Raw genomic sequence first — 21093 nt, forward strand, 5'->3', positions numbered from 1 at the left:
CAGACAGTCCGTCGGAGCACAATAGGTAGCGGTCACCGGCCAGGGCGGTGCGCAAAGCCAGGTCTGCCTCGACTTGGCGTTCGCCGGCCCCGAGGGCCCGGACCAGCAACGCGCGCTGAGGATGGGAGTCGGCCTCGTGATGGGCGAGTTTGCCCTGGTCGACCAGCAATTGCACATAGGTATGGTCTTGGGTGAGCTGGAACAACTCGCCGCCGCGCAACAGGTATGCCCGTGTGTCGCCGATGTGCACCAGAGCCAGCTGGGAGCCGGACCGCAGAATCGCGGTCAGGGTGGTGAGCGGTTGCTGGTGGACGGTCGCTGCCTTGCGCACAGTGCGGTCGGCCTCGGTGACCGCGCTTGCCAGCATCGTGAGCAGTTCGGCGGCCGGCGCGTTTGCCAGTTCGAACGGTTTGAGAGCATCGATGGCGGCGGTGCTGGCAGCAGCGCCGCCGGGGCCGCCCAAGCCGTCGGCGACGGCCAGTAGCCGATCGCTGGCGTGCGCGGCATCTTCGTTGCTGTTCCGTACCGCCCCGATATCGCAGCGGACAGCGTAGCGAATGCCGAGGGTGGGATTCGGCTCCGACATGGTGGTGCCCCTTCCGGACAGGTTGTCGACGAGAGCGGTGGCCAGTCGTTGGCGAGCCGCTGTCGCGGCAGTGACCTGCTGCCAGTAAGCGCTGATCGCTTCGGCCGCCGCCAGTGGGCTCAGGCGGCACACGGCGTCGACCTCGGCGAGCGGCATGCCGATACTGCGTAGCTGGGCAATCAGACGTGCCTGCTCCAGTTGGTCCGAGTCGTAGAACCGATACCCGGACTCGGGATCGACCGCCGCTGGAGGTAGCAGCCCGAGGTCGTCATACAGACGCAACGCCTTCGGTGTCAGCCGGGCAGCCCGAGCGAACGCACCGATGGTCAGCAGCCCCACATCGACCTCCTTCTCGCCCCGGTCACAGCGACCGGTACGACAAGCATCAAGCTTCCCCAAAGGTCAAGGTCAACAGGACGCCCCAGCATTCGTGCCGCCCTCGCACCCGCCTACTCGGACCCATCGGCGCCACATTGCGCTGCGAGAACAGCGCCACTCATCCATCGTCGGCAGTCACGGCACGTTCATCGCGCGAGCACTGATCGGGCACAGACGAACTCACCCGATCCTCGAGGGTCAGCATCGACACCGCCTTACCGAGCGCGCCGCGGGTGCGGTTGGTGACCTTCCCGGCGCGCAACTGATCCTGGTAGGAGACGAGCATCGCGGCCTTCGTCTCCTGGCCGGGGTCGACCAGCGGGATGTCCATCGACCGCAGCAGGCGGGTGCCGGTCAGCGACGGGTCGCGGTCCTCGTCGCGTTCGGCGGTGTGCGGAGCGAGATGGACCGCGGTGAACCGGAACTGGTCACGCACCCGATCCGGGACCCCGGCGTGCTCCACATCGGAACCGTTGTCGGCCGGAGCATCGTCCAGATCGGGGGCGGGCGCGGAACAGGGTGATCAAGCCAGGACGTCGAAGGCGTCGTCGGTGGTTCGGAGGCCGGCGCTGACCAGGGCGATATTCGCCAGGGAGGCGGTGTGGACCTGGGGGTCGGCGGCGGCTACACAGTCGGCGACCGTGTACACGGTGAAACCGAGGTCGGTGCCGTGGCGGGCGGTCTGCTCGACGGTGAGGTTGGTGGCGACTCCGGTCAGGAACAGGGTGTCGATATCGTTCTCGGCCAGCCAGCGGGGCAGATCGTTGCCGGCCAGACCGGACAGCTTCTGGTTGTCGACGATCCGGTCGGCCTGATCGGCGATCTCGTCGATCAGGCGGCTGCCCGGCGCGTCGGGCCGGAAGTCCTGCTGCGCCGCGCCCACCGACTGCATGAAACCGGTGTTGCGGACCAGCCGGCCCTCACCCTCGGGCACGGTGAAGCGGGTGCAGATGATCGGGAGTCCCAGCTCCGCCGCGAGTTTGTGGAATTCGGCGGCGCGGGGCACCGCTCCGCTGGCGGCCACCGGCTCGGCCAGCATCGGACCGAAGAAACCTTCCGGCCGAATGACGTTGACCTGCCAGTGCAGGGCGAGAACAGCAGCATGGTGATCCGACATGGCGTAGATAATCGACCATCGATGCGGTGGTCGCACCACTCTGCGCAATAAGTCCTGGCCACCGGGCGCGGCGAGCCGGCCCGGTGCTGCCCGGAACCGAACCGGCGGAACTCGTTCTCCGCCGGTTCGTACCAGGTGACAGGGGTTAGGCGGTGTCCTTGCGCAGGTCGTTCTTCACGACCTTGCCGCTGGCGTTGCGCGGCAGTTCCGCGACCACGACGAGTTCCTTGGGATGCTTGTAGCGCGCCAGGTTCTCGTTCAGGAACGGTTCCAGATCCGCGAGGGTGAGTCCGGCGTCGGGATCCTCCAGGGCCACCACCGCGACCGGGACCTCGCCCCATTTCTCGTGCGCCCGGCCGATCACCGCGGCCTCACGGATCTGCGGATGCGCGAACAGCACATTCTCGACCTCGGCGCAGTAGATGTTCTCTCCGCCGGAGATGATCATGTCCTTCTTGCGGTCCACCACGTAGACGAATCCCTCGTCGTCTTGGCGGACCAGATCGCCGGAGTGGAACCAGCCGCCGGCGAAGGCGTCCGCGGTCGCCTCGGGCTTGTTCCAGTACCCGGCCATCATGCTGGGGCCGCGGTAGACGATCTCGCCGACCTCGCCGGGAGCCACATCGTTCATCTCGTCGTCGACGATGCGGGCCTGAATGGTCGGGATTACCTTGCCGACCGAACCGAGCTTGCGGATGGCGTCCTTGCCCTCGAGCACACAGGTGATCGGCGACATCTCGGTCTGCCCGAACACCGCGACGTTGAACGCGTCGGGGAAGGCCGTGGCCATGGCCTTCAGGACGGTGTCCGAGGCCGGAGCCGCGCCCCAGCTCAGCGCCTTCAGGGCCAGTTTGCGCTGACCGATGCTGGGATCGTCGCAGATCAGCTGCCACTGCGCGGGTACGCAGAAGGCGGTGGTGGCCTGTTCGGCCTCGACCGCGTCCAGGAATTCGGTGGCGTTGAACGCGCCCAGCGGATGCAGCACCGTCTTCGTGCCGAGCATGAAGGCCGGCGCGAGGCTGCCGAGCCCGGCGATATGGAAGAGCGGCGAGGTGCAGAAACCGATCGAGTCGGGTTCGATCGCCATCGCCCGGATACAGGTGAGGGCCTGGGCGTTCATGTTCCCGTAGGACAGGATGGCGCCCTTGGGGCTGCCGGTGGTCCCGGAGGTGTACATGATGAGGCTCGGCGTGTCCTCGGGGATATCGAGCGGGGTGTGCGCTTCTCCACCTTCGGTGAGCGCGTCCTCGAACCCGATGACACCCTCACCGCTGCTGCCGTTGATCACGAAGACGTGTTCGAGCGTGGGGGCCTGTCCCTGCACCGCGGTGGCGAGCGGCTGCAGCACCGTATCGGTGACCACGGCCTTCGCCCCGCTGTCGCCCACGATATAGGCGACCTCGGGCGGGGTGAGCCGGAAGTTCACCGGAACCGCGATCGCGCCCAGGGCGTTGATGCCGAACACGGCTTCCAGGTACTGCGGGTAGTTCAGGGCCAGGATGAGCACGCGGTCGCCGAAGCCGACACCGCGGCGGGCCAGGGCATCGGCGAACTTCTGGGAGCGATCGTGGAGCTGACGCCAGGTGGTGTCGGCACCGAGGAAGCGGATCGCCACCTCGTCGGGCCGCATCACAGCGTGCGAGGCGATCTGGTTGTTCCAGTGGTTACGACGCGATCTGATCGGCTCGTCGAGGGCCTGCGCACCGGTGGTCATCCCACGTACTCCTCTCGGTACCGCGTGCGCCTCCGGAGTGTCCGGCGCCACACGCAGTGTGAACGTGTCGGCAGAATAACAATTCACATCGACACCGGCAAGGAGTTCGGCACCGAATAGCGGTTAATTCCGAGGAACCGTACCGGGAAACGACTTCACACCCGTTGTAGCGTGTATTTGCAGCGATACCGGTGCTCCGACGGCCGCCGCAGCTACGCCAGAGAGCGTCACTTATGCGAATCACGACTCACTTCCAGGGTTGATCGGGCCCTGTTTCCCGTGGCACCATGCAGCAAACGCGGACTATCCGCGGAAAGTAGAGGAGAGCACCGATGCTGCGGACCAGGTTCACCGAGACTTTCGGTATCGAACATCCGATCGTGCAGGGCGGAATGATGTGGGTCGGCCGGGCCGAACTCGTCGCGGCCGTGGCCAACGCCGGTGGGCTCGGTTTCATCACCGCACTCACCCAGCCGACCCCCGACGATCTGCGGCGCGAGATCGAGCGCACCCGCGAACTCACCGATAAGCCGTTCGGGGTGAACCTGACGATCCTGCCCTCGATCAACCCGCCGCCGTACGAGGAGTACGCGCGCGCCATCGTGGACAGCGGCATCAAGATCGTGGAGACGGCCGGCAGCAATCCGGAGCCGTTCCTGCCCACATACCGCGAAGCCGGTATCAAGGTGGTGCACAAGTGCACCAGCGTCCGGCATGCGCTCAAGGCGCAGAAGATCGGCGTCGACGCGGTCAGCATCGACGGGTTCGAATGCGCCGGCCATCCCGGCGAGGACGATGTGCCCGGCCTGGTCCTGATCCCGGCGGCCGCCCGTGCGCTGACCATCCCGATCATCGCCTCCGGCGGTATCGCCGACGCGCGCGGTCTGGTCGCGGCTCTGGCGCTGGGCGCCGACGGCGTGAATATGGGCACCCGCTTCCTGTGCACCCAGGAGTCCTCCATCGACCAGCAGGTCAAGGAGCAGATCGTCGCCAACTCCGAGCGCGACACCCAGCTCATCTTCCGCACCATGCGCAATACCGCCCGGGTCGCCGATAACGAGATCAGCCGCAAGGTGGTGGAGATCGAGAAGTCGGGCGGCAAATTCGAGGACGTCCGCGAGCTGGTTTCCGGCGCCCGCGGCCGCCGGGTCTTCGAGGAAGGCGATCTGGACGCCGGGATCTGGTCGGTCGGACTGTGCCAGGGCCTGATCGAGGACATCCCGAGTTGCGGCGACCTCATCGCGCGCATGGTCTCCGAGGCCGAGGAACTGATCAACGCCCGGCTGGCGCAGTACGTGGTGGCCTGATACGCGCTGTTCCGCTTCGGCGGGATATCCGCACCGGAGGTCCGGCGATAGATCCGGTGCGGGGATGCGGGAAGCCCGAGGCGCAATCGGCTTCCCGCATCGCGGCCGCCCTGCGATCGGCCATCGAAGCGGGGTCGCCGGCGGGTGGCGACGATTCGTCAGCGCGCCGCCAGCGCGGCGACCGCGTCGTAGTCGTGGGCCGCGACCACCTCGATATCAGCGGGTAACGCGTGCAGCCGGTGGATCGTCTCGAACGCGGTATCGCGGTCGGCGTCGAACAACTGTCCCGGCATGGGTGCCTTCTCCCGGACCAGCCGGATCTGCAGTCGATTCCATACGGCGTCACCGGCCAGGAGCACCCGGCCGCCCGCGGTCGCGAGCAGCACTCCGATACTGCCCGGGGTATGGCCCGCCAGGTCCACCAGGACCACCGAACCGTCGCCGAAGAGATCCAGGCTGCGCTCGAAGGTGAGCACCGGCGGGCCGTCGAGTTCGAGCGGCTCCAGTGGCCGCCCGTGCAGCGGTCCGCGCACGACACCGACCGGCGGGTGCGGCCCGTCCAGCGCCCAGGACAGCTCCGCCGACGGCAGCCGCACCGGAACCGAATCCGGCAGGTCCAGCACTCCCGAGATGTGATCCCAGTGCAGATGCGTGGGCAGGACGAAATCGATATCGGCGGGATCCATATCGCGGGCCGCCAGCGCGTCGCCGAGCCCGAGTACCGGTTTGTCGGGAGCCACCAGCAGCGGAATCGGGAACGGCAGGCTCGGCAGCACGCGCTGATGTACATCGGCGCACAGGGCCGGGTCGACGAGGAACCGCGCGCGAGGATGCTCCACCAGATAGGACCCCATGGCCATCGGCAGATGGCCGAACTCTCGTACGCCCTCGGCCACGATGGTGGTGGGCGCCTGCGTCCGGCCCTGCAACAGCACAGTCAGTCCGACCGTCACGCGCGGAGCCGGCGGCGGCACCGGCTCCAGCCGTGCCAGCAGCCCGGTATCGGCCCGGCGCGGACGCAACAGCCGCCCCGGAGTAGCGGCCAGCGCCGCGCAGCAGCGCAGCACCGTGGGCAGAGTCGGGGTACGTCCTTCGGCGGAATCGGCCACACGGCAACGCTACTCGCAGCAGCGGCCGCCGCGCCCGGATCGGGTCACACCGACCCCACCAAGGCCGCCGACGGCCGAGGACCTGCGCGGTCGCGTAACGCATTCGGCGGCAACAGGATCGGCGGATCCGGAACGGCCCGCTTCTCCGGCATAATCGAGTCGTGAGGCCAGACACGCAGCCGCTGCGTCGGATCGCCGGCACTTCGGGGCCCGCCGCGGCTACCCGAACCGACGACACCGGTTCCGGCCTCCGCTTATCTCCCCGGCGATACGGTGTTGCGGCCCCGCGCTCCGGTGGCCCCCGCGCGTTCGGCGCCGCCGCCACATTCACCGCTGCGCCGCCGGAATGAACGATTCGCACGGGGTGGTGTTCCTTTTCCCGGGTGAAGGCGGGGAACACGACCGGATGGGGCGAAGCCTGGCCGGGCGGTACCCGGTATTCGCGGCGGCGCTGACCGGCGCCGCGGATACCCTCGTGGCCGCCGGGGGACCCCGGGTCTGGACGCCCCGCTACGGGTTCCGCAATCCCGGCGCACCGCAGGCGGTGTTCACACACCTCGCACTGTTCGCATACCAGGTGGCGACCACGGAACTGTTGCGCTCCTGGGGTGTCCGGCCGGACGCGGTACTCGGCCACGGGCTCGGTGAGCTCGCGGCGGCGGTGGTCGCCGGAGCGCTGGCACCGGCCGAGGCCGCGAAGGTGGCTGTCGCGCGGGGCCGCGCGGTCGCCCGGCTCTCGGGTTCGGGGGTGGTCGCCGAACTCCGGACCTCGATATCCGAGGTGCGCAGGCTGGTGGAGCCCATGCGCGGGCGAGTCGAGGTGGCCGCGGTGAACGGCCCGCGCTCGGTTCTGATATCCGGCACCGACCGCTACGTGGGGGTCGCGATCCGCCGGGCCGCGCGACGCGGGATTTCCGCCGCACGAACCGTTCTGGACTATCCGGCCCACAACAGCCCGCTCGTGGCCCGGACACTGCCCGGCTTCCGCGCCGATATCGGACGGCTACATCCCGCGGTCCCGCATACCCCCATGTACTCCGGGACGAGGCCGGGAAAGGTCAGTGACCTCGGCGCCCGCTACTGGACGGACAACCTCACCCACACGGTGGAACTGGATACCGCGCTCCGCGGCGCCGCGGGTGAGGGCGCCGGGATCGTTCTGGAACTGGGTCCCGATCCGGTTCTGTCCGAGGCGGTACGCGCGATTCCACGATTCGCCCAAACCACCTATCCGACTGCCCACCGTGACGACGAGGGCACCGCCTTCCTCACCTGTTTGGCGCGGTTTCATGCAGTCCGGATCCTGGGCCCCGGCGGCCACACCCGGCCGGGGGCTTCACGGAGGCCGGACACGTCTTCGAGTGCGGATCCGGCCGCGCCACGCCCGGCCGGATTCGCCCGGGCGCCGCTCGACGCAGTGGGAGGCCCGAACGGGAATGCTTGTGAACCTGCCGATTTCGGCCCTCGACCATCATCGGTCGCCGACGGGACAGACACGCCCGGCGGGATCGATCCGGGCCTCACCGACGCCTACGGGAACGCCCGGGAACCCGGGCAGACTATGCGGGCGGAGGTCACGGGTGCCGGAACGCTGGCTTCATTACAGCTCGCCGATGACCTCCCACCCACAGATATCATCGCATGGACCCGCATGGTCGATGCCAATCGGGCTATCCGCTTCGTCTCCGGGCGGCTCGCGGTGGACCCGCCGATGGAGATCGACAGGGCCGGAACATATGTGGTGAGCGGCGGACTGGGCGCGCTCGGCTCGATGATGGTGCGGCGATTGCTCTCCGCGGGCGCCCGCGACGTCGTGGTACCCACCCGATCGCCGCGTCCGGTACCGCCGCTGCTCGAGGGTTTCGAGGATCGGGTGGTGGTGGTGCGGTGCGATACCGCCGACCGGCACGATCTCGACAACGCGTTGCGCGATATCCGCGAATCCGGGTGTTCCATCCGGGGTGTGGTCCACGCGGCGCAGGTCTTCGAGGAGACGGTCGTCGGGGCGGTGGTGGCCGCCGACCGGCCGGTACCGGATGCGGGCCGGCTGGCACGACGGTTCGCCCGGGTATCCGTCTCGGCGGCCAATCTCATCGAACTCACCGCCGCGGATCCGGTCGCCTTCATCGCGGTATTCGCGACCCCGCTGGAGATTGCCGGACCGGTCCGGCCGGTCGTGATCTCGCAGGCGACCGACCCGCCCGCACCGGAAACAGAGAATCCGGCGTGACCCGAGCACAGTGGGTCACGCCGGATGAGTTCTCGGCAGGAGTACGGCCGCGGGACTAGTTGTCGGTGCGGCCGAGGAGTCGGTCGGTTTCGCGGCGTTCGCGTTTGGTGGGCCGCCCGGTACCGCGATCGCGTTTCGGAAGGGACGCGAGGACTTCTTTGGGCGGCGGGGGCGGACTGCGGTCGATCAGGCATTGGGCGGCGATCGGAGCACCGACCCGTTTGGTGATCACCCGCTCGACGATGACGATGCGTTCGACACCGCCACTGCGGACACGGACCTCGTCACCGGGACGCACCGGCTGCGCGGGTTTCGCGGTCGCACCGTTCACGCGCACATGTCCGCCGCGGCACGCCGCCGCGGCAGCCGACCGGGTTTTGAACAGCCGCACCGCCCAGACCCAGGAGTCGACCCGGGCCTGGTTCGGACCGTTGGACGGTTGGGTAGCGGCTGGGCTCACCCTTTAGACGATACGGCGGGCCGTCACCACGTCGTCGGCGGACAGGTTCGTGTAGGTGACCGGCTCACCGGACTGCACGGCGTTCAGGAGCTTGCCGTCACCGGCGTACATGCCGACGTGACCGCCGCCGTTGGTGATGACGATGTCACCGGGCTTAAGGTTCTGGAAGGCCACCGGAGCGCCCACATGGGACTGCTCGAAGCTGGTGCGCGGCAGTTTGATACCGGCCTGCTTGTAGGCCCACTGCACCAGGCCCGAGCAGTCGAAGTTGGCGGGGCCCGCCGCACCCCAGGAGTACATGGCGCCGACCTTGGTCTTGGCGGCATCCAGGGCGATATCACCGAGAGACTGCTGCACCGGCGCGGGGGGCGCGAAGTTGGGCAGCGCGGCCCCGGGCGGCGCGAAGTTGGGCAGCGCCGGCAACTGCGGCATCCCCTGGGGAGCCTGCGCCATGGCCTGGTTCAGCTGATCGGCCTGAGCGGCGAACTGGTCCGGCACCTCGACATCGAATTTGCCGACGCCCGGAACGTCGATCGTATGTGTGGCGGCCGAGGCGATGGCGGGCATGGTGCCCGTCGTGGCGGCCAGGGTGCCCATGACGAGCGCGCCCTTGACAGAATTAGGCAGCTTGGATTCCCGCTGCAAGCTGTGCTTACCCACCGAGCTACGTCTCCGATCTTCGTGCTCTCCCGTCGCATCGGTCGCGCGTCCTGCGTTATTCGCGGCGGCCGGCTGCGGCGGTGACCCAGTGGCGCCGCCTCACTTCCGAAACGACTCGACTCCGCTAAGTCACAAGAAGGTTACGATGCCTGCCGGGTGTTGTCCAGCCGAACACGCGGGTATTTCTCACGAGCTGGGAGTACAGGCGTAAAGGACTGTGCGAGCAGCGATTTTCACCGACCCGACAGGTCACGGCAAGGTATCGGACACCGAGTTTGCCGGACATCGGCCGCGGGAACTCCGCTCCCCTCGTTCTCGACAGCTCCCGCTAGCCCTGTCTAGGACACGGCATAGATTCACCCATATTTCCCGATCGACCGGCTACGGTGTTCGGTTATGGATCCCGTGCGCAACCCGTACGCTCCCGGCGCGGGCCAGCGGCCGCCCGAACTCGCCGGCCGCGGAAAGCAGCTCGACGCCTTCGATGTCGTACTCGAACGCATCGCCCGGGGCCGGCCCGAACGCAGCGTGATGCTCACCGGGTTGCGCGGAGTGGGCAAGACCGTGCTGCTCAACCAGCTGCGTTCGGCGGCCGGTTCGCGTGGCTGGGGTACCGGCAAGATCGAGGCCCGCCCCGATCAGGAATTGCGGCGACCCCTGTCCTCGGCGCTACATATGGCGGCCCGGGCCATCGCGAAGAACCACCGCAACACCGAGCGGGTCGACGATTTCCTGGGCATTCTCAAGGCATTCGCGCTGCGTGCCACCGCCGACAAAGGAATGCGGGAACGCTGGCAGCCCGGTATCGATGTACCCGCGGTGACCGGGCGGGCCGATTCCGGGGATATCGAGATCGACCTGGTGGAACTACTGACCGAGGCCGCGGCGCTGGCCGGCGATATCGGCGTGGGCATCGCCGTGTTCATCGACGAGATGCAGGATCTGGGACCCGCCGATATCTCGGCGATCTGCGGGGCCTGCCACGAACTGAGCCAGGACACCGCTCCGCTGATCGTGGTCGGCGCCGGGTTGCCGCATCTACCCGCTGTACTGTCGGCCTCCAAGAGCTATTCCGAGCGGTTGTTCAGTTACCACCGGATCGACCGCCTCGATCGCGACTCCGCCGACCAGGCCCTGATCGCCCCGGCCGAACGCGAAGAGGTCAAATTCTCCGACGAAGCCCTCGCCGCGCTGTACCGCAAGGCCGACGGCTATCCTTATTTCGTGCAGGCCTACGGCAAGGCGGTCTGGGACCAGGCACCCGGGAGCCCGATCACCGCCGAGGATGTGGAGGTCGCGGCGCCGACGGCCGAAGAGGAGCTGGCGGTCGGATTCTTCGGATCCCGGTACGAGCGCGCGACCCCCGCCGAACGCGAGTACATGCGCGCGATGGCGGATCTCGCCGGTGACGACGGCCCGGTCCCGACCGCGGCGGTGGCGACCGAACTGGGACGTAAGCCCGCATCGCTGTCACCGGCGCGCGACGGGCTGATCAAGAAGGGGCTGATCTATTCGGCCGAACGCGGCACCATCGGTTTCACGGTTCCGCATTTCGGCCGCTACCTGCGCAGTGTCAGCACCTGACCACGCGAAAACCGATCTCTACCGAATTCTCGGATCAGCTCTAGATTCGTGTAGATACTGCTCGCGATGAGGCATGCGCCGACGCGGTCCGGCCGCTATCCCTATCTAGAGCTTTCTATCACCCGTTCTCGACACCCATATAGAGGGCGAGCGCTCGGGCCCGATGCCCAAATCTATCCACGTCTACCCCCAGCCCTAGTCGACTTTATAGATCGCGAGACTTGCCACCCATCGGTGCGGACCGCGGTGCCAGTGGTGCACATCCGCTCCCAACCGCAACCCGATCTTGATCATCCGACGAGCCGGAATCGCATTTTTCCCGTACTGTGTTGTAGATCACCTTGTGTGGTCGGTCACAAGCAATGCCGGACGGCCGAAGCAGTCCGGGCGGCGTTCGCACCGCGACCGGTGAGCAACTCAGGAGGTATCCATGACACGCAGCGATTTCGCGGAACTCCGCTACGCCGTAAACCAGCTCCGGCAGTCGATCGGGGTGCTGCGCGCCCACTACGGGGACGCGGGGACGGTACGCCGGCTGGAGAACGACCTCGAAAGGCTGTGCATCGACGCCGACGAATTCGAACAGAGCCCGCCCCCGCAGCTGGTCGGCCGGGGTCAGGAGCCCATCTACGTACCGGACAGCAAATCCGACGAGTCGGCCTGGATGGGCGCTCAGGACGAGGGCCTCGGCTTCCACTCGCGGCCCCGCACCATGTAGCACCCCCGGGTTCACCGCTGGATAACTGACCCCCTCGCCCCGGGCTCCGCCCCGGTGCGGCGAGAGCGGCCGGTCGCCGGACAGGCGGTCGGCCGCTGTTGTTTGCGGTGTATTCACCCATCAAGATCGTCAGTAAATGTGGCGCAAATCACTGCCCTGTTGAGGCGACAAGATTGCGCAGACCCTGCTCGGTCCATAGCAGACCCGGCGTATGGTGCTCAGCATCACATTCGATCGGGGATCGTCAATGGTCTCCGAACCGCCGATCAGCGAGGCATCGACCAGTGAGTGCCGCAACGACCACATCCGCTCCTGAAGCGGGATCAGGTGTTTTCAGCAAGGCCCGGGCCCGGATCAACGCCCGCACGCTACGCACGGACAGATGGTGGCTACCTCCCCTCGTCACCGTTGTCGGGCTGGCCGCCTTCGTCATCTACGCGACCGTCAGATCGTTTGTACGGACCGCGTACTGGGTGCCGGACTACCACTATCTGACGCCCTTCTACTCGCCGTGCCTGAGCACGTCGTGCGTAGAGGGGGCCAGCCATTTCGGCACGCCGTTCGGTGATCTGCCGATGTTCATCCCGCTGGGTTTCGTGGTGCTGCCGTTCCTGCTCGGGTTCCGGCTGACCTGCTACTACTACCGCAAGGCGTATTACCGCTCGGTGTGGTTCTCCCCGCCGGCCTGCGCGGTGGCCGAACCGCACGCCAAGTACACCGGCGAGACCCGGCTGCCGTTGATCATCCAGAACGCGCACCGCTATTTCTTCTATATCGCGGTGATCATCTCGGTGATCAACACCTACGACGCCATCGGCGCCTACCACGGTAAGACGGGTGGCTTCGGTATGGGCCTGGGCAGCCTGATCCTGACCGGGAACGTGATCCTGCTCTGGGCCTACACGCTGTCCTGCCATTCCTGCCGGCATATCGCGGGCGGACGGCTCAAGCATTTCTCCGCCCACCCCGTGCGCTACTGGTTCTGGACCCAGGTCTCCAAGCTCAACACCAGGCATATGGCCTTGGCCTGGACCACGCTCGGCACTCTCGTGCTCACCGACTTCTACGTGATGTTGGTCGCGAGCGGCACCATTTCCGACCTTCGCATCATCGACTGAGGAGTTTGCACGGCTATGCCCGAAGTGGAGCGGCACACCTACGACGTCGTGGTGATCGGTGCCGGTGGCGCCGGACTGCGCGCGGTGATCGAAGCCCGCGAACACGGCCTGTCCGTCGCGGTCGTCTGTAAATCGTTGTTCGGCAAGGCCCATACCGTGATGGCCGAGGGCGGCTGCGCGGCGGCGATGGGCAATGCCAACGAGAAGGACACCTGGGAAACCCATTTCCGCGACACCATGCGCGGCGGGAAATTCCTGAACAACTGGCGGATGGCCGAACTGCACGCGCGTGAGGCCCCGGACCGGGTGTGGGAACTGGAAACCTACGGGGCCCTGTTCGACCGGACCGCCGACGGACGGATCAGCCAGCGCAACTTCGGTGGTCACACCTATCCGCGGCTCGCGCATGTCGGCGACCGGACCGGTCTCGAACTGATCCGCACCATGCAGCAGAAGATCGTCTCGCTGCAGCAGGAGGACTACGCCGAGACCGGCGATTACGAGGCCCGGATCAAGGTTTTCGCGGAATGCACGATCACCGATCTGCTCAAGGACGGCGACCGGATCAGCGGGGCCTTCGGCTACTGGCGCGAATCCGGCCGCTTCATCCTGTTCGAGACGCCGGCGGTGGTCCTGGCCACCGGCGGTATCGGCAAGTCCTACAAGGTCACCTCGAACTCGTGGGAGTACACCGGCGACGGTCACGCACTGGCGCTACGCGCCGGGGCCCGGCTGATCAATATGGAGTTCCTGCAGTTCCATCCGACCGGGATGGTCTGGCCGCCCAGTGTGAAGGGCATCCTCGTCACCGAGGGTGTCCGTGGTGACGGCGGGGTGCTGAAGAACACCGAGGGCAAACGCTTCATGTTCGACTACATCCCGGGTGTCTTCAAAGGTCAGTACGCCGAGACCGAGGAAGAGGCCGATCAGTGGCTGCGCGATAACGATTCGGCCCGCCGTACCCCCGACCTGCTACCCCGCGACGAGGTCGCCCGGGCCATCAACGAAGAGGTCAAGGCCGGACGCGGCACCGAGCACGGCGGCGTCTACCTCGATATCGCCTCGCGGCTGTCGCCGGAGGAGATCATCCGCCGGCTGCCCTCCATGCATCACCAGTTCAAGGAACTGGCCGATGTGGATATCACCAAGGAACCGATGGAGGTCGGCCCCACCTGTCACTACGTGATGGGTGGTATCGAGGTCGATCCCGATACCGGCGCCGCTGCCGTCCCCGGCCTGTTCGCCGCGGGTGAATGTTCGGGCGGTATGCACGGATCCAACCGTCTCGGCGGCAATTCGCTGTCCGATCTGCTGGTGTTCGGACGCCGCGCGGGACTGGGCGCCGCGGAGTACGTCACAGGCCTCGACCGGCGCCCCGAGATCACCGATACCGATATCGCGGCGGCCGCGCAGATCGCCCTGGCGCCCTTCGACCCGCCGGAGGGCGGATCGGGCGAGAACCCCTACACCCTGCACACCGATCTGCAGCAGACCATGAACGATCTGGTCGGCATCATCCGCAAGGAGCACGAGGTCCGCGAGGCGATCAGCCGCCTCGAGGCCCTGCGCGATCGGTTCGCGCACGTCACCATCGAGGGACACCGCCAGTTCAACCCGGGGTGGCATCTGGCGCTCGATATGCGCAACATGCTGGTCGTCAGCCAGTGCGTCGCGCAGGCCGCGCTGCAGCGGACCGAGAGCCGGGGCGGGCACACCCGCGACGATCACCCCGGTATGGACCCACAGTGGCGTAACAAACTGCTGGTCTGCGCGGTGGCCGGCGCGGAGGACGAATCCGGTGTACCGGATATCTCGGTCACCGTGCGGGACCAGTTGCCCATGCGTCCCGAACTGCTCGCCCTCTTCGATTTCGGTGAGCTGGAGAAGTACTACACATCCACCGAACTCGCCGGGCATCCGGCGGCCGGGGGCGCCGCCGCGGCCGCGAGCCGCAACGGCAGCGATTCGGATACCAAGGAGGCGTGAGCGCATGAGTTACGACGCCAAATTCCGCGTATGGCGCGGTGATACCGACGACGGAGAACTGCGGGACTACACGGTGCCGGTGCACGAGGGTGAGGTGGTGCTCGACATCATCCACCGGTTGCAGGCCACACAGACGCCCGATCTGGCGGTGCGCTGGAATTGCAAGGCCGGTAAATGCGGTTCCTGTTCGGCCGAGGTGAACGGCCGGCCCCGGCTGCTGTGCATGACCCGGATGTCCACCTTCACCCCCGAGGACATCATCACCGTGACGCCGCTGCGGACCTTCCCGGTGATTCGCGATCTGGTGACCGATGTGTCGTACAACTACCAGAAGGCGCGCGAAATACCGTCGTTCACGCCGCCGCCCGATCTGGCGCCCGGCGAGTACCGCATGCAGCAGGTGGATGTGGAGCGGTCGCAGGAGTTCCGCAAGTGCATCGAATGCTTTCTCTGCCAGAACACCTGCCATGTGGTCCGTGACCACGACGAGAACAAGGAGGCGTTCGCGGGCCCGCGCTATCTGATGCGTATCGCGGAACTCGAGATGCATCCCCTCGATGTCGCCGACCGCCGCGACGCCGCCCAGGAGGAGCACGGACTCGGCTACTGCAATATCACCAAATGCTGTACCGAGGTGTGCCCCGAGCACATCAAGATCACCGACAATGCGCTGATCCCGATGAAGGAACGGGTCGCCGACCGTAAATACGACCCGATCGTCTGGCTGGGGAACAAGCTGTTCCGGCGCTGACCGGTATTCGAGGGGTCCGCTGCGCGGCCGGCCTGAACGGCTGCGCAGCGGAAACATCCGGAAAGGACGGATTACGGCGCCGGTCCAACTCGCGCGGCGTGGTCAGAGCATCGTCACGACGCCCGTCGTGACCAGCCCGACCAGAACGCCGACGAACAGCGCCGACAGCACGGAGCCGGTGAGTACGAATACACCGGCCGCCGACGCCGCGAAGAGCAGTCCGACGATCAACCACGCCACACCGTCTCCGGGCCGCAAGCCCCGGAGACGAGGCCGCGAGTTCTTGATTCCTCGGTCCACGTATCGTTGTCTACCCGTTATACGTCGTAGGCAAACCGCCGGTGACCAGTGAAGATCGAATAACTTCCGGCACGGGAAAAACTACGGGCGATCGAATTCGCCGTCACGCACACCGGCGGTGAACGCCGCCCATTCACCCGGGGTGAAAACCAGTACCGGCCCATCGGGGTCTTGGCCGTCGCGCATCCCCACGTGCCCGTCGGCGAGCATCGCGATCTCCACGTTGTGCGAGCCCGGGCCATCCGGGCCGGTGCTCAGCCAGCGGGCGCCGGAAAGGTCCACATTCGTCCCGTTGTCGGTGCTCATCCAGGTTCTCCTTCGCCCGTGTCCACGGGTCGCCGCCTGTTCTGTCGGGATTCCGGCACCGGGACGCCGCGTCTGATCGGCGCCGCCACCCCGCCGGCATCGAGCGCGATGCTACGCGCAACGCCGACCGGACCGCGGATAACCCCGCCGACCCGCGAATCCGCAAATTCGGCGACCGAAAAACGGCGAATCTCACCCGATCCATACCGTTCTCGGCCTATGGTGAGCTGTTGGTCGTATGTGCACACCCGGAAACCCACCGCGGACAACAGGAGTCGGCCGCGGGTTCACAAGGAGGTCGTGTGATGCGGTTGAATCTGAGCGCCCCGATCCCCACCGTGCTCGATTGCGGTGACGATCCCGGCGTGATGAGCCCCGAACAGGCCCATTCGGCCATGCAGCTGCACCTGGACTGCACTGTCGATATGTGCCGGGTCCGCCGGCGCGCGCGGGCGACCCTGGTGGAATCGGGGCGCTGCGTTCTGGACAACCGCGCCCTCCAATAACGAGAATCCGCGTGCGCCCGGCCCGGCCGGGACCGCTACGGCGGCTCAGTGCCAGCGATGGTCGGTGACCGGCGCACGCGGGCCGAAGCGGGGTTTACGCGCCTGCCCGCTGAGGTAGAGCAGGCGAATCGTCCGGTATCGATGCGGACGCACGGGTTCCAGGTACTCGACCATCTCCGCGTCGTCGATATCCCGGCCGAGCAGGGTCCACCCCACGACCGACGCCAGGTGGAAGTCACCCACCGACAGCGCGTCGGCATCACCGAAGGCGCGTTGCGCCGTTTCCGCGGCCGTCCATTCGCCGACACCCCTGATGGTCTGTAGCCGGCGGGCCGCTTCGGCCGGGGGTAGTCCGGCGGTACGTTCCAGTGCATCGGCGCGCTCGGCCACGCGGACTATCGTCTGCCAGCGCTGTGGCCCCACGTTCGCGCGGTGGTAATCCCAGGAGGGGATCCGGCGCCAGGTCTCGGCGTCGGGAGGTAGTCGTAGGCCGTCCGGGGCCGGGCCGGGCGGCGTGGCCCCGAAACGCTGCACCAGCGCACGCCATGCCGCGTACGCCGAGACCATGGTGACCTTCTGCTCGAGGACGGCCGGTACCAGGGATTCGAGCACCAGCCCGGTGCGCAACATCCGCAATCCCGGAAACCGCTGGTGGGCGGCGGCGACCGTGGGATGGATGGGGACGAAATCGTCCACCCGTTCATCCACACACAGCATGCGATCGAGTCCGTCGAGGAACTCCGGGGCACCGGCACCCCAGGCGGTAGCCGTGACAGCGCCCTCCTCGGCTTGGACCAGCCGGTAGGTGACCGGGCCGGTGGGCATCCGTGAGGCTCGCCAATGCGCCCCGTCGGGGCCTATCCGGTGACACGGGTCACCGGCACCGCGGCGCAGCGGCGCGAGGGTGTGCGCGAGATCTATCGGGGCATACGAGGCGAGGGTCCGGGACATCCCGGTGGAGCCCGCCGGGGATCCCGCTGAACGGATGGGCACCACGCTATTGTGCGCCTCCGGCGTAACGGGCCCGATTCGCGGGACGATAATGACCGCATTGAGCAAACACCCGGCTTCCGCCGGTGCGGGCGATATCAATGATCACCATAATCCGGAGGATTTCATGATCGTCGAAGCACTCAATTGGCTGCTCGATCTCTGGGGTTCGGTTTTCGCCGGAAGCTCCGGCTACGAGATCCCTCCGGGCAGTCTGCCCTTCGGCAGTAGCTGACCGGCGGTAGGTGATCACCACTCATCCAGCAGGATCTGCGCGAGATGGCGGCCCTGCCGGCCTGCCAGCATGCCCGCCTGGGTGCGGCAGGAGAAACCGTCGGCCAGCAGAGTCGCCTCGGCGGGAGCGTCGCGCAGCGCGGGCAGCAAACCGTTGCCGGCGACGGCCGCGGAGATTTCGTAATGCCCCCGCTGCATTCCGAAATTACCCGCCAGACCACAGCATCCGGCGATTTCGGTGATATCCATTCCCATCCGGGCGAATATCCGGCGATCGGCTTCGAAACCCAGCACAGAGTGATGGTGACAATGTGGCTGCACCACCACGGTCCGGCCCGCGGCATCGGGCGGACACCAATCCGGCAGTTCCAGCAGGAACTCGGCGAGCGTACGGACGGCCGCGGCCACCGGACGCGACCGCGGGTCGTCGGGGAGCAACTCCGGCAGATCCGCGCGCAGGGTCGCGGTGCACGACGGCTCCAGGCCGACGATCCGCCCACCGGCCCGCACATGCATATCGAGTTCGTCCAGTGTCGCGCGCAGCCGGGCGCGGGCCCCGTCGAGCTGGCCGGTACTGATCCAGGTGAGCCCGCAGCAGACCTGTCTGCCGGGCAGTGTCACGCGGTAACCGAGCGAGTTCAGCAGTCGGACGGCCGCCCCGGCGATCTCCGGGTCGAAGGCGTTGGTGAAGGTATCCACCCACAGCATCACTATCCCGGCACCGGACCCGGTGACCGGCTGGTTCCCGTGCTGTTCGCGCCATATCCGGCGGAACGGACGTCGCGCCGGCAGCGGTATCGCGTGCCGCGGGTCCAGCCCCGCGACGCGCATCCCCAGCCGGCGCAGCGGTCCGGCGGCGGCCAGCGTGTTCACCAGCCGGGGCACCCGGGTCGCACCGGCCAGCCAGCGGGGTAGCCGGCCGAGCGTGTAGTGGTCGCGCGGCCGGAGGCGGCCGCGATACCGGCGGTACAGGGTTTCGGACTTGTAGGTCGCCATATCGACACCGGCCGGGCAGTCGGTACCGCACGCCCGGCACGAGAGGCACAGATCGAGGGATTCGGCCACTTCGGGCGCCGACCATTCGAGTTCTCCCCGGACCACCTCCTGCAACACCCGGGCCCGGCCGCGGGTGGAGTCCTTCTCGTCGGCGGTCGCCAGATACGACGGGCACATGAAACCGCCGGTGGCGCTGGTATCCGCGCGGCATTTCCCGACCCCCACGCAGCGATGTACGGCGGTCGAGAGGTCACCCGAATCCGCGGTCAGGGCGAAACCACCGGCCGGAGCCATCGGGCCCGGCCCGCGCAGCCGCAGATCCGCGTCCAGCGGACGCGGGCGCACCAGGACTCCGGGGTTGAGCAGATCGCCGGGATCGAACAGCGCCTTGTACCCGGCGAAAACCGCCAGGACCTCCGGCGAGTACATGATCTCCAGCAGCTCCGACCGGGCCCGGCCGTCCCCGTGTTCCCCGCTCAGCGAACCGCCGTGCCCGACCACGAGATGGGCGGCGTCGGTGAGGAAGGCGCGGAATCGGTCCGGCGCGGCCGCGATGGGCAGATCGAGCCGTACGTGCATACAGCCGTCACCGATATGCCCGTAGAGGAAGCCCTCGAGTTTGTATTCGCTGGTCAGTTCCTCGAAATCGCGCAGGTAGGCACCCAGCCGGGCGGGCGGTACGGCGGCGTCCTCCCATCCCGGCCAGGCCGGCTGCCCGTCGCGGGTGCGCCCGGCCAGTCCGGCCCCGTCCGCGCGGATCCGCCACAGCGCCGCCGCGGCCACCGGATCGGTGATGGTGCGCGTATCGAGAGCGCCGGTCGCGCGGCACAGTCGCGCCGCGTCCGCGCTCGCCGCGGCCTGATCGGGACCGGCCAGTTCCACGAACAGCCAGCCGTCCCCGCGCGGCAGGTCGGGGACCGCCCTGCCGTGCGCGCGCACCATCTCGATCAGGCCCGCGTCGATACCCTCCACCGCGCTCGGCGCGACCGACATCACCGCGGCGATATCGTCGGCCGCGGTCGCCAGATCGGGATAGCCGAGCACCACCAGCACGGTGGCGGCGGGAATATCGACCAGATCCACCTCGGCCTCGAGGAGTACACCGCAGGTGCCCTCCGCCCCCACGAACGAGGCCGCCACCGAACTCCCCCGCTCCGGTAGCAGATATTCGAGACCGTAGCCGGAGGCCTGCCGTTCGAACCGGCCCAGATCGGTGCGCAGGACCGCCAGTGCGCCCGCGGTGAGCTCCGCCAGCCCCGGTACGGCGGCGGGATCTCCGGCGAGGCGGCGCGGGGTCCCGGTGCCGTCGAGAATCCGCAGCTCCCGGACCTGGTCCGAGGTTCGTCCCCAGGCCACGGCATGCGGTCCGCAGGCGTTGTTCCCGATCATTCCGCCGAGGGTGCAGCGGTTCTGGGTGGACGGGTCGGGCCCGAACCGCAGACCGTGCGCCCGGGCCCGCCGCTGCAGGTCCGACAGCACCACACCCGGTTGCACCCGGGCGGTCCGGCGTTCCGGATCCAGATCGGCGATCAAGTGCATATGCCTGCTGAAATCGACCACGATGCCGGGCCCGACGGCATTGCCCGCCACCGAGGTACCGGCGCCGCGCGGCGTCAGGGGCACACCCTCGGCCCGCGCGACCTCCAGTACCGCCGCCACCTCGGCTTCCTCCCGCGGAAAGACCACGACCTCGGGCAGCACCCGGTAGTTCGACGCGTCCGCGGAGTACTCCACCCGGCGCCGACGGGAACCGTCCACCGCCTCCGCGCCGATCCGGGCGCGCAAGGCGTCCACGAGCCCTTCCCGTCGCCGATCCTGGTCGGTCACACCGACCAGCCTAAACGCACCCGCGCCTCCCCTCTCGCCATCCACAACAACATCCCCGCCTCCGCCCACTCCCCACAGATCCCGACCCGGGCCCACCTCCGCGACCACATGCCACCCCCACCACACGCCACCGCCCCCTGCGTAATCCACCCCGGGTGCCGAGTCCGGCGAGCCCCCCAAACGGTTCGGCCCGCGCCTGCTGTCAGCCCTCGAAGC

20 protein-coding genes are annotated in these 21093 nt (G+C 67.7%); 9 read left to right on the plus strand and 11 right to left on the minus strand.

Going from position 1 to position 21093, the window contains the following annotated elements:
- The 4 genes from ACWDU1_RS11600 to fadD5 all read right to left on the minus strand — a co-directional run.
- The coding region (locus ACWDU1_RS11600; RefSeq protein ID WP_449997785.1) for a MerR family transcriptional regulator at positions 1–925 on the minus strand (925 nt) is incomplete at its 3' end.
- A 157-nt stretch (positions 926–1082) separates the two neighbouring features.
- On the minus strand, positions 1083–1427 hold the full coding sequence (locus tag ACWDU1_RS11605) for a hypothetical protein (RefSeq protein ID WP_449997787.1): 345 nt from the start codon (positions 1425–1427) through the stop codon (positions 1083–1085).
- Positions 1428–1487: 60 nt separating this feature from the next.
- Positions 1488–2081: a cysteine hydrolase gene (locus ACWDU1_RS11610; RefSeq protein WP_449997789.1), complete on the minus strand. Its 594-nt coding sequence runs from the start codon at positions 2079–2081 to the stop codon at positions 1488–1490.
- Between the two features lie 145 nt (positions 2082–2226).
- On the minus strand, positions 2227–3795 hold the full coding sequence (gene fadD5, locus ACWDU1_RS11615; protein ID WP_449997791.1) for a fatty-acid--CoA ligase FadD5: 1569 nt from the start codon (positions 3793–3795) through the stop codon (positions 2227–2229).
- 332 nt (positions 3796–4127) lie between these two features.
- On the opposite strand from fadD5, the gene ACWDU1_RS11620 reads away from it, so the two are divergent.
- Positions 4128–5102 (plus strand): NAD(P)H-dependent flavin oxidoreductase, encoded by a 975-nt coding sequence (locus ACWDU1_RS11620; protein ID WP_449997793.1) that lies wholly within the window; start codon positions 4128–4130, stop codon positions 5100–5102.
- A gap of 158 nt (positions 5103–5260) precedes the next feature.
- On the opposite strand, the gene ACWDU1_RS11625 is transcribed toward ACWDU1_RS11620, so the two are convergent.
- Positions 5261–6211 (minus strand): MBL fold metallo-hydrolase, encoded by a 951-nt coding sequence (locus tag ACWDU1_RS11625; protein WP_449997795.1) that lies wholly within the window; start codon positions 6209–6211, stop codon positions 5261–5263.
- A 346-nt stretch (positions 6212–6557) separates the two neighbouring features.
- On the opposite strand from ACWDU1_RS11625, the gene ACWDU1_RS11630 reads away from it, so the two are divergent.
- Positions 6558–8441: an acyltransferase domain-containing protein gene (locus ACWDU1_RS11630; protein WP_449997797.1), complete on the plus strand. Its 1884-nt coding sequence runs from the start codon at positions 6558–6560 to the stop codon at positions 8439–8441.
- Positions 8442–8496: 55 nt separating this feature from the next.
- Here the strand turns inward: ACWDU1_RS11630 and ACWDU1_RS11635 are convergent, their stop codons facing one another.
- Entirely contained in the window at positions 8497–8901 is a 405-nt protein-coding gene (locus ACWDU1_RS11635; RefSeq protein WP_449997799.1) for an RNA-binding S4 domain-containing protein, read from the minus strand.
- Between the two features lie 3 nt (positions 8902–8904).
- Positions 8905–9498: a C40 family peptidase gene (locus ACWDU1_RS11640; protein WP_449997820.1), complete on the minus strand. Its 594-nt coding sequence runs from the start codon at positions 9496–9498 to the stop codon at positions 8905–8907.
- A 459-nt stretch (positions 9499–9957) separates the two neighbouring features.
- Between ACWDU1_RS11640 and ACWDU1_RS11645 the strand changes: the two genes are divergently transcribed.
- The 5 genes from ACWDU1_RS11645 (at position 9958) to ACWDU1_RS11665 (ending at position 15718) form a co-directional block, all read left to right on the plus strand.
- Positions 9958–11145 (plus strand): AAA family ATPase, encoded by a 1188-nt coding sequence (locus tag ACWDU1_RS11645; RefSeq protein ID WP_449997801.1) that lies wholly within the window; start codon positions 9958–9960, stop codon positions 11143–11145.
- 430 nt (positions 11146–11575) lie between these two features.
- On the plus strand, positions 11576–11863 hold the full coding sequence (locus ACWDU1_RS11650) for a hypothetical protein (RefSeq protein WP_449997803.1): 288 nt from the start codon (positions 11576–11578) through the stop codon (positions 11861–11863).
- A 284-nt stretch (positions 11864–12147) separates the two neighbouring features.
- A complete protein-coding gene (locus ACWDU1_RS11655; RefSeq protein ID WP_449997805.1) occupies positions 12148–12981 on the plus strand; it encodes a hypothetical protein in 834 nt (277 codons plus the stop codon).
- Positions 12982–12996: 15 nt separating this feature from the next.
- On the plus strand, positions 12997–14967 hold the full coding sequence (locus ACWDU1_RS11660; RefSeq protein WP_449997807.1) for a fumarate reductase/succinate dehydrogenase flavoprotein subunit: 1971 nt from the start codon (positions 12997–12999) through the stop codon (positions 14965–14967).
- 4 nt (positions 14968–14971) lie between these two features.
- Positions 14972–15718, plus strand: a complete 747-nt coding sequence (locus tag ACWDU1_RS11665) for a succinate dehydrogenase/fumarate reductase iron-sulfur subunit (RefSeq protein WP_449997809.1) — start codon at positions 14972–14974, stop codon at positions 15716–15718.
- A gap of 102 nt (positions 15719–15820) precedes the next feature.
- Here the strand turns inward: ACWDU1_RS11665 and ACWDU1_RS11670 are convergent, their stop codons facing one another.
- Both ACWDU1_RS11670 and ACWDU1_RS11675 read right to left on the minus strand, forming a co-directional pair.
- Positions 15821–15958: a hypothetical protein gene (locus ACWDU1_RS11670; protein ID WP_449997811.1), complete on the minus strand. Its 138-nt coding sequence runs from the start codon at positions 15956–15958 to the stop codon at positions 15821–15823.
- A 141-nt stretch (positions 15959–16099) separates the two neighbouring features.
- The gene (locus ACWDU1_RS11675; RefSeq protein WP_449997813.1) at positions 16100–16324 is read right to left on the minus strand and encodes a DUF397 domain-containing protein; all 225 of its coding nucleotides are present in this window, start codon (positions 16322–16324) and stop codon (positions 16100–16102) included.
- Between the two features lie 305 nt (positions 16325–16629).
- Between ACWDU1_RS11675 and ACWDU1_RS11680 the strand changes: the two genes are divergently transcribed.
- A complete protein-coding gene (locus tag ACWDU1_RS11680; protein ID WP_449997815.1) occupies positions 16630–16830 on the plus strand; it encodes a hypothetical protein in 201 nt (66 codons plus the stop codon).
- 45 nt (positions 16831–16875) lie between these two features.
- Here ACWDU1_RS11680 and ACWDU1_RS11685 read toward each other — a convergent pair whose 3' ends face one another.
- Complete coding sequence (locus ACWDU1_RS11685; protein ID WP_449997822.1) at positions 16876–17781, minus strand: DNA-3-methyladenine glycosylase family protein; 906 nt, start codon at positions 17779–17781, stop codon at positions 16876–16878.
- A 100-nt stretch (positions 17782–17881) separates the two neighbouring features.
- Here ACWDU1_RS11685 and ACWDU1_RS11690 point away from each other — a divergent pair, with 100 nt between their 5' ends.
- A complete protein-coding gene (locus ACWDU1_RS11690; protein WP_449997817.1) occupies positions 17882–18055 on the plus strand; it encodes a hypothetical protein in 174 nt (57 codons plus the stop codon).
- Between the two features lie 14 nt (positions 18056–18069).
- On the opposite strand, the gene ACWDU1_RS11695 is transcribed toward ACWDU1_RS11690, so the two are convergent.
- A complete protein-coding gene (locus ACWDU1_RS11695) occupies positions 18070–20877 on the minus strand; it encodes an FAD-binding and (Fe-S)-binding domain-containing protein (RefSeq protein WP_449997818.1) in 2808 nt (935 codons plus the stop codon).
- Positions 20878–21093 lie beyond the last annotated feature (216 nt).

It is taken from the genome of Nocardia sp. NPDC003345, from assembly GCF_053589395.1.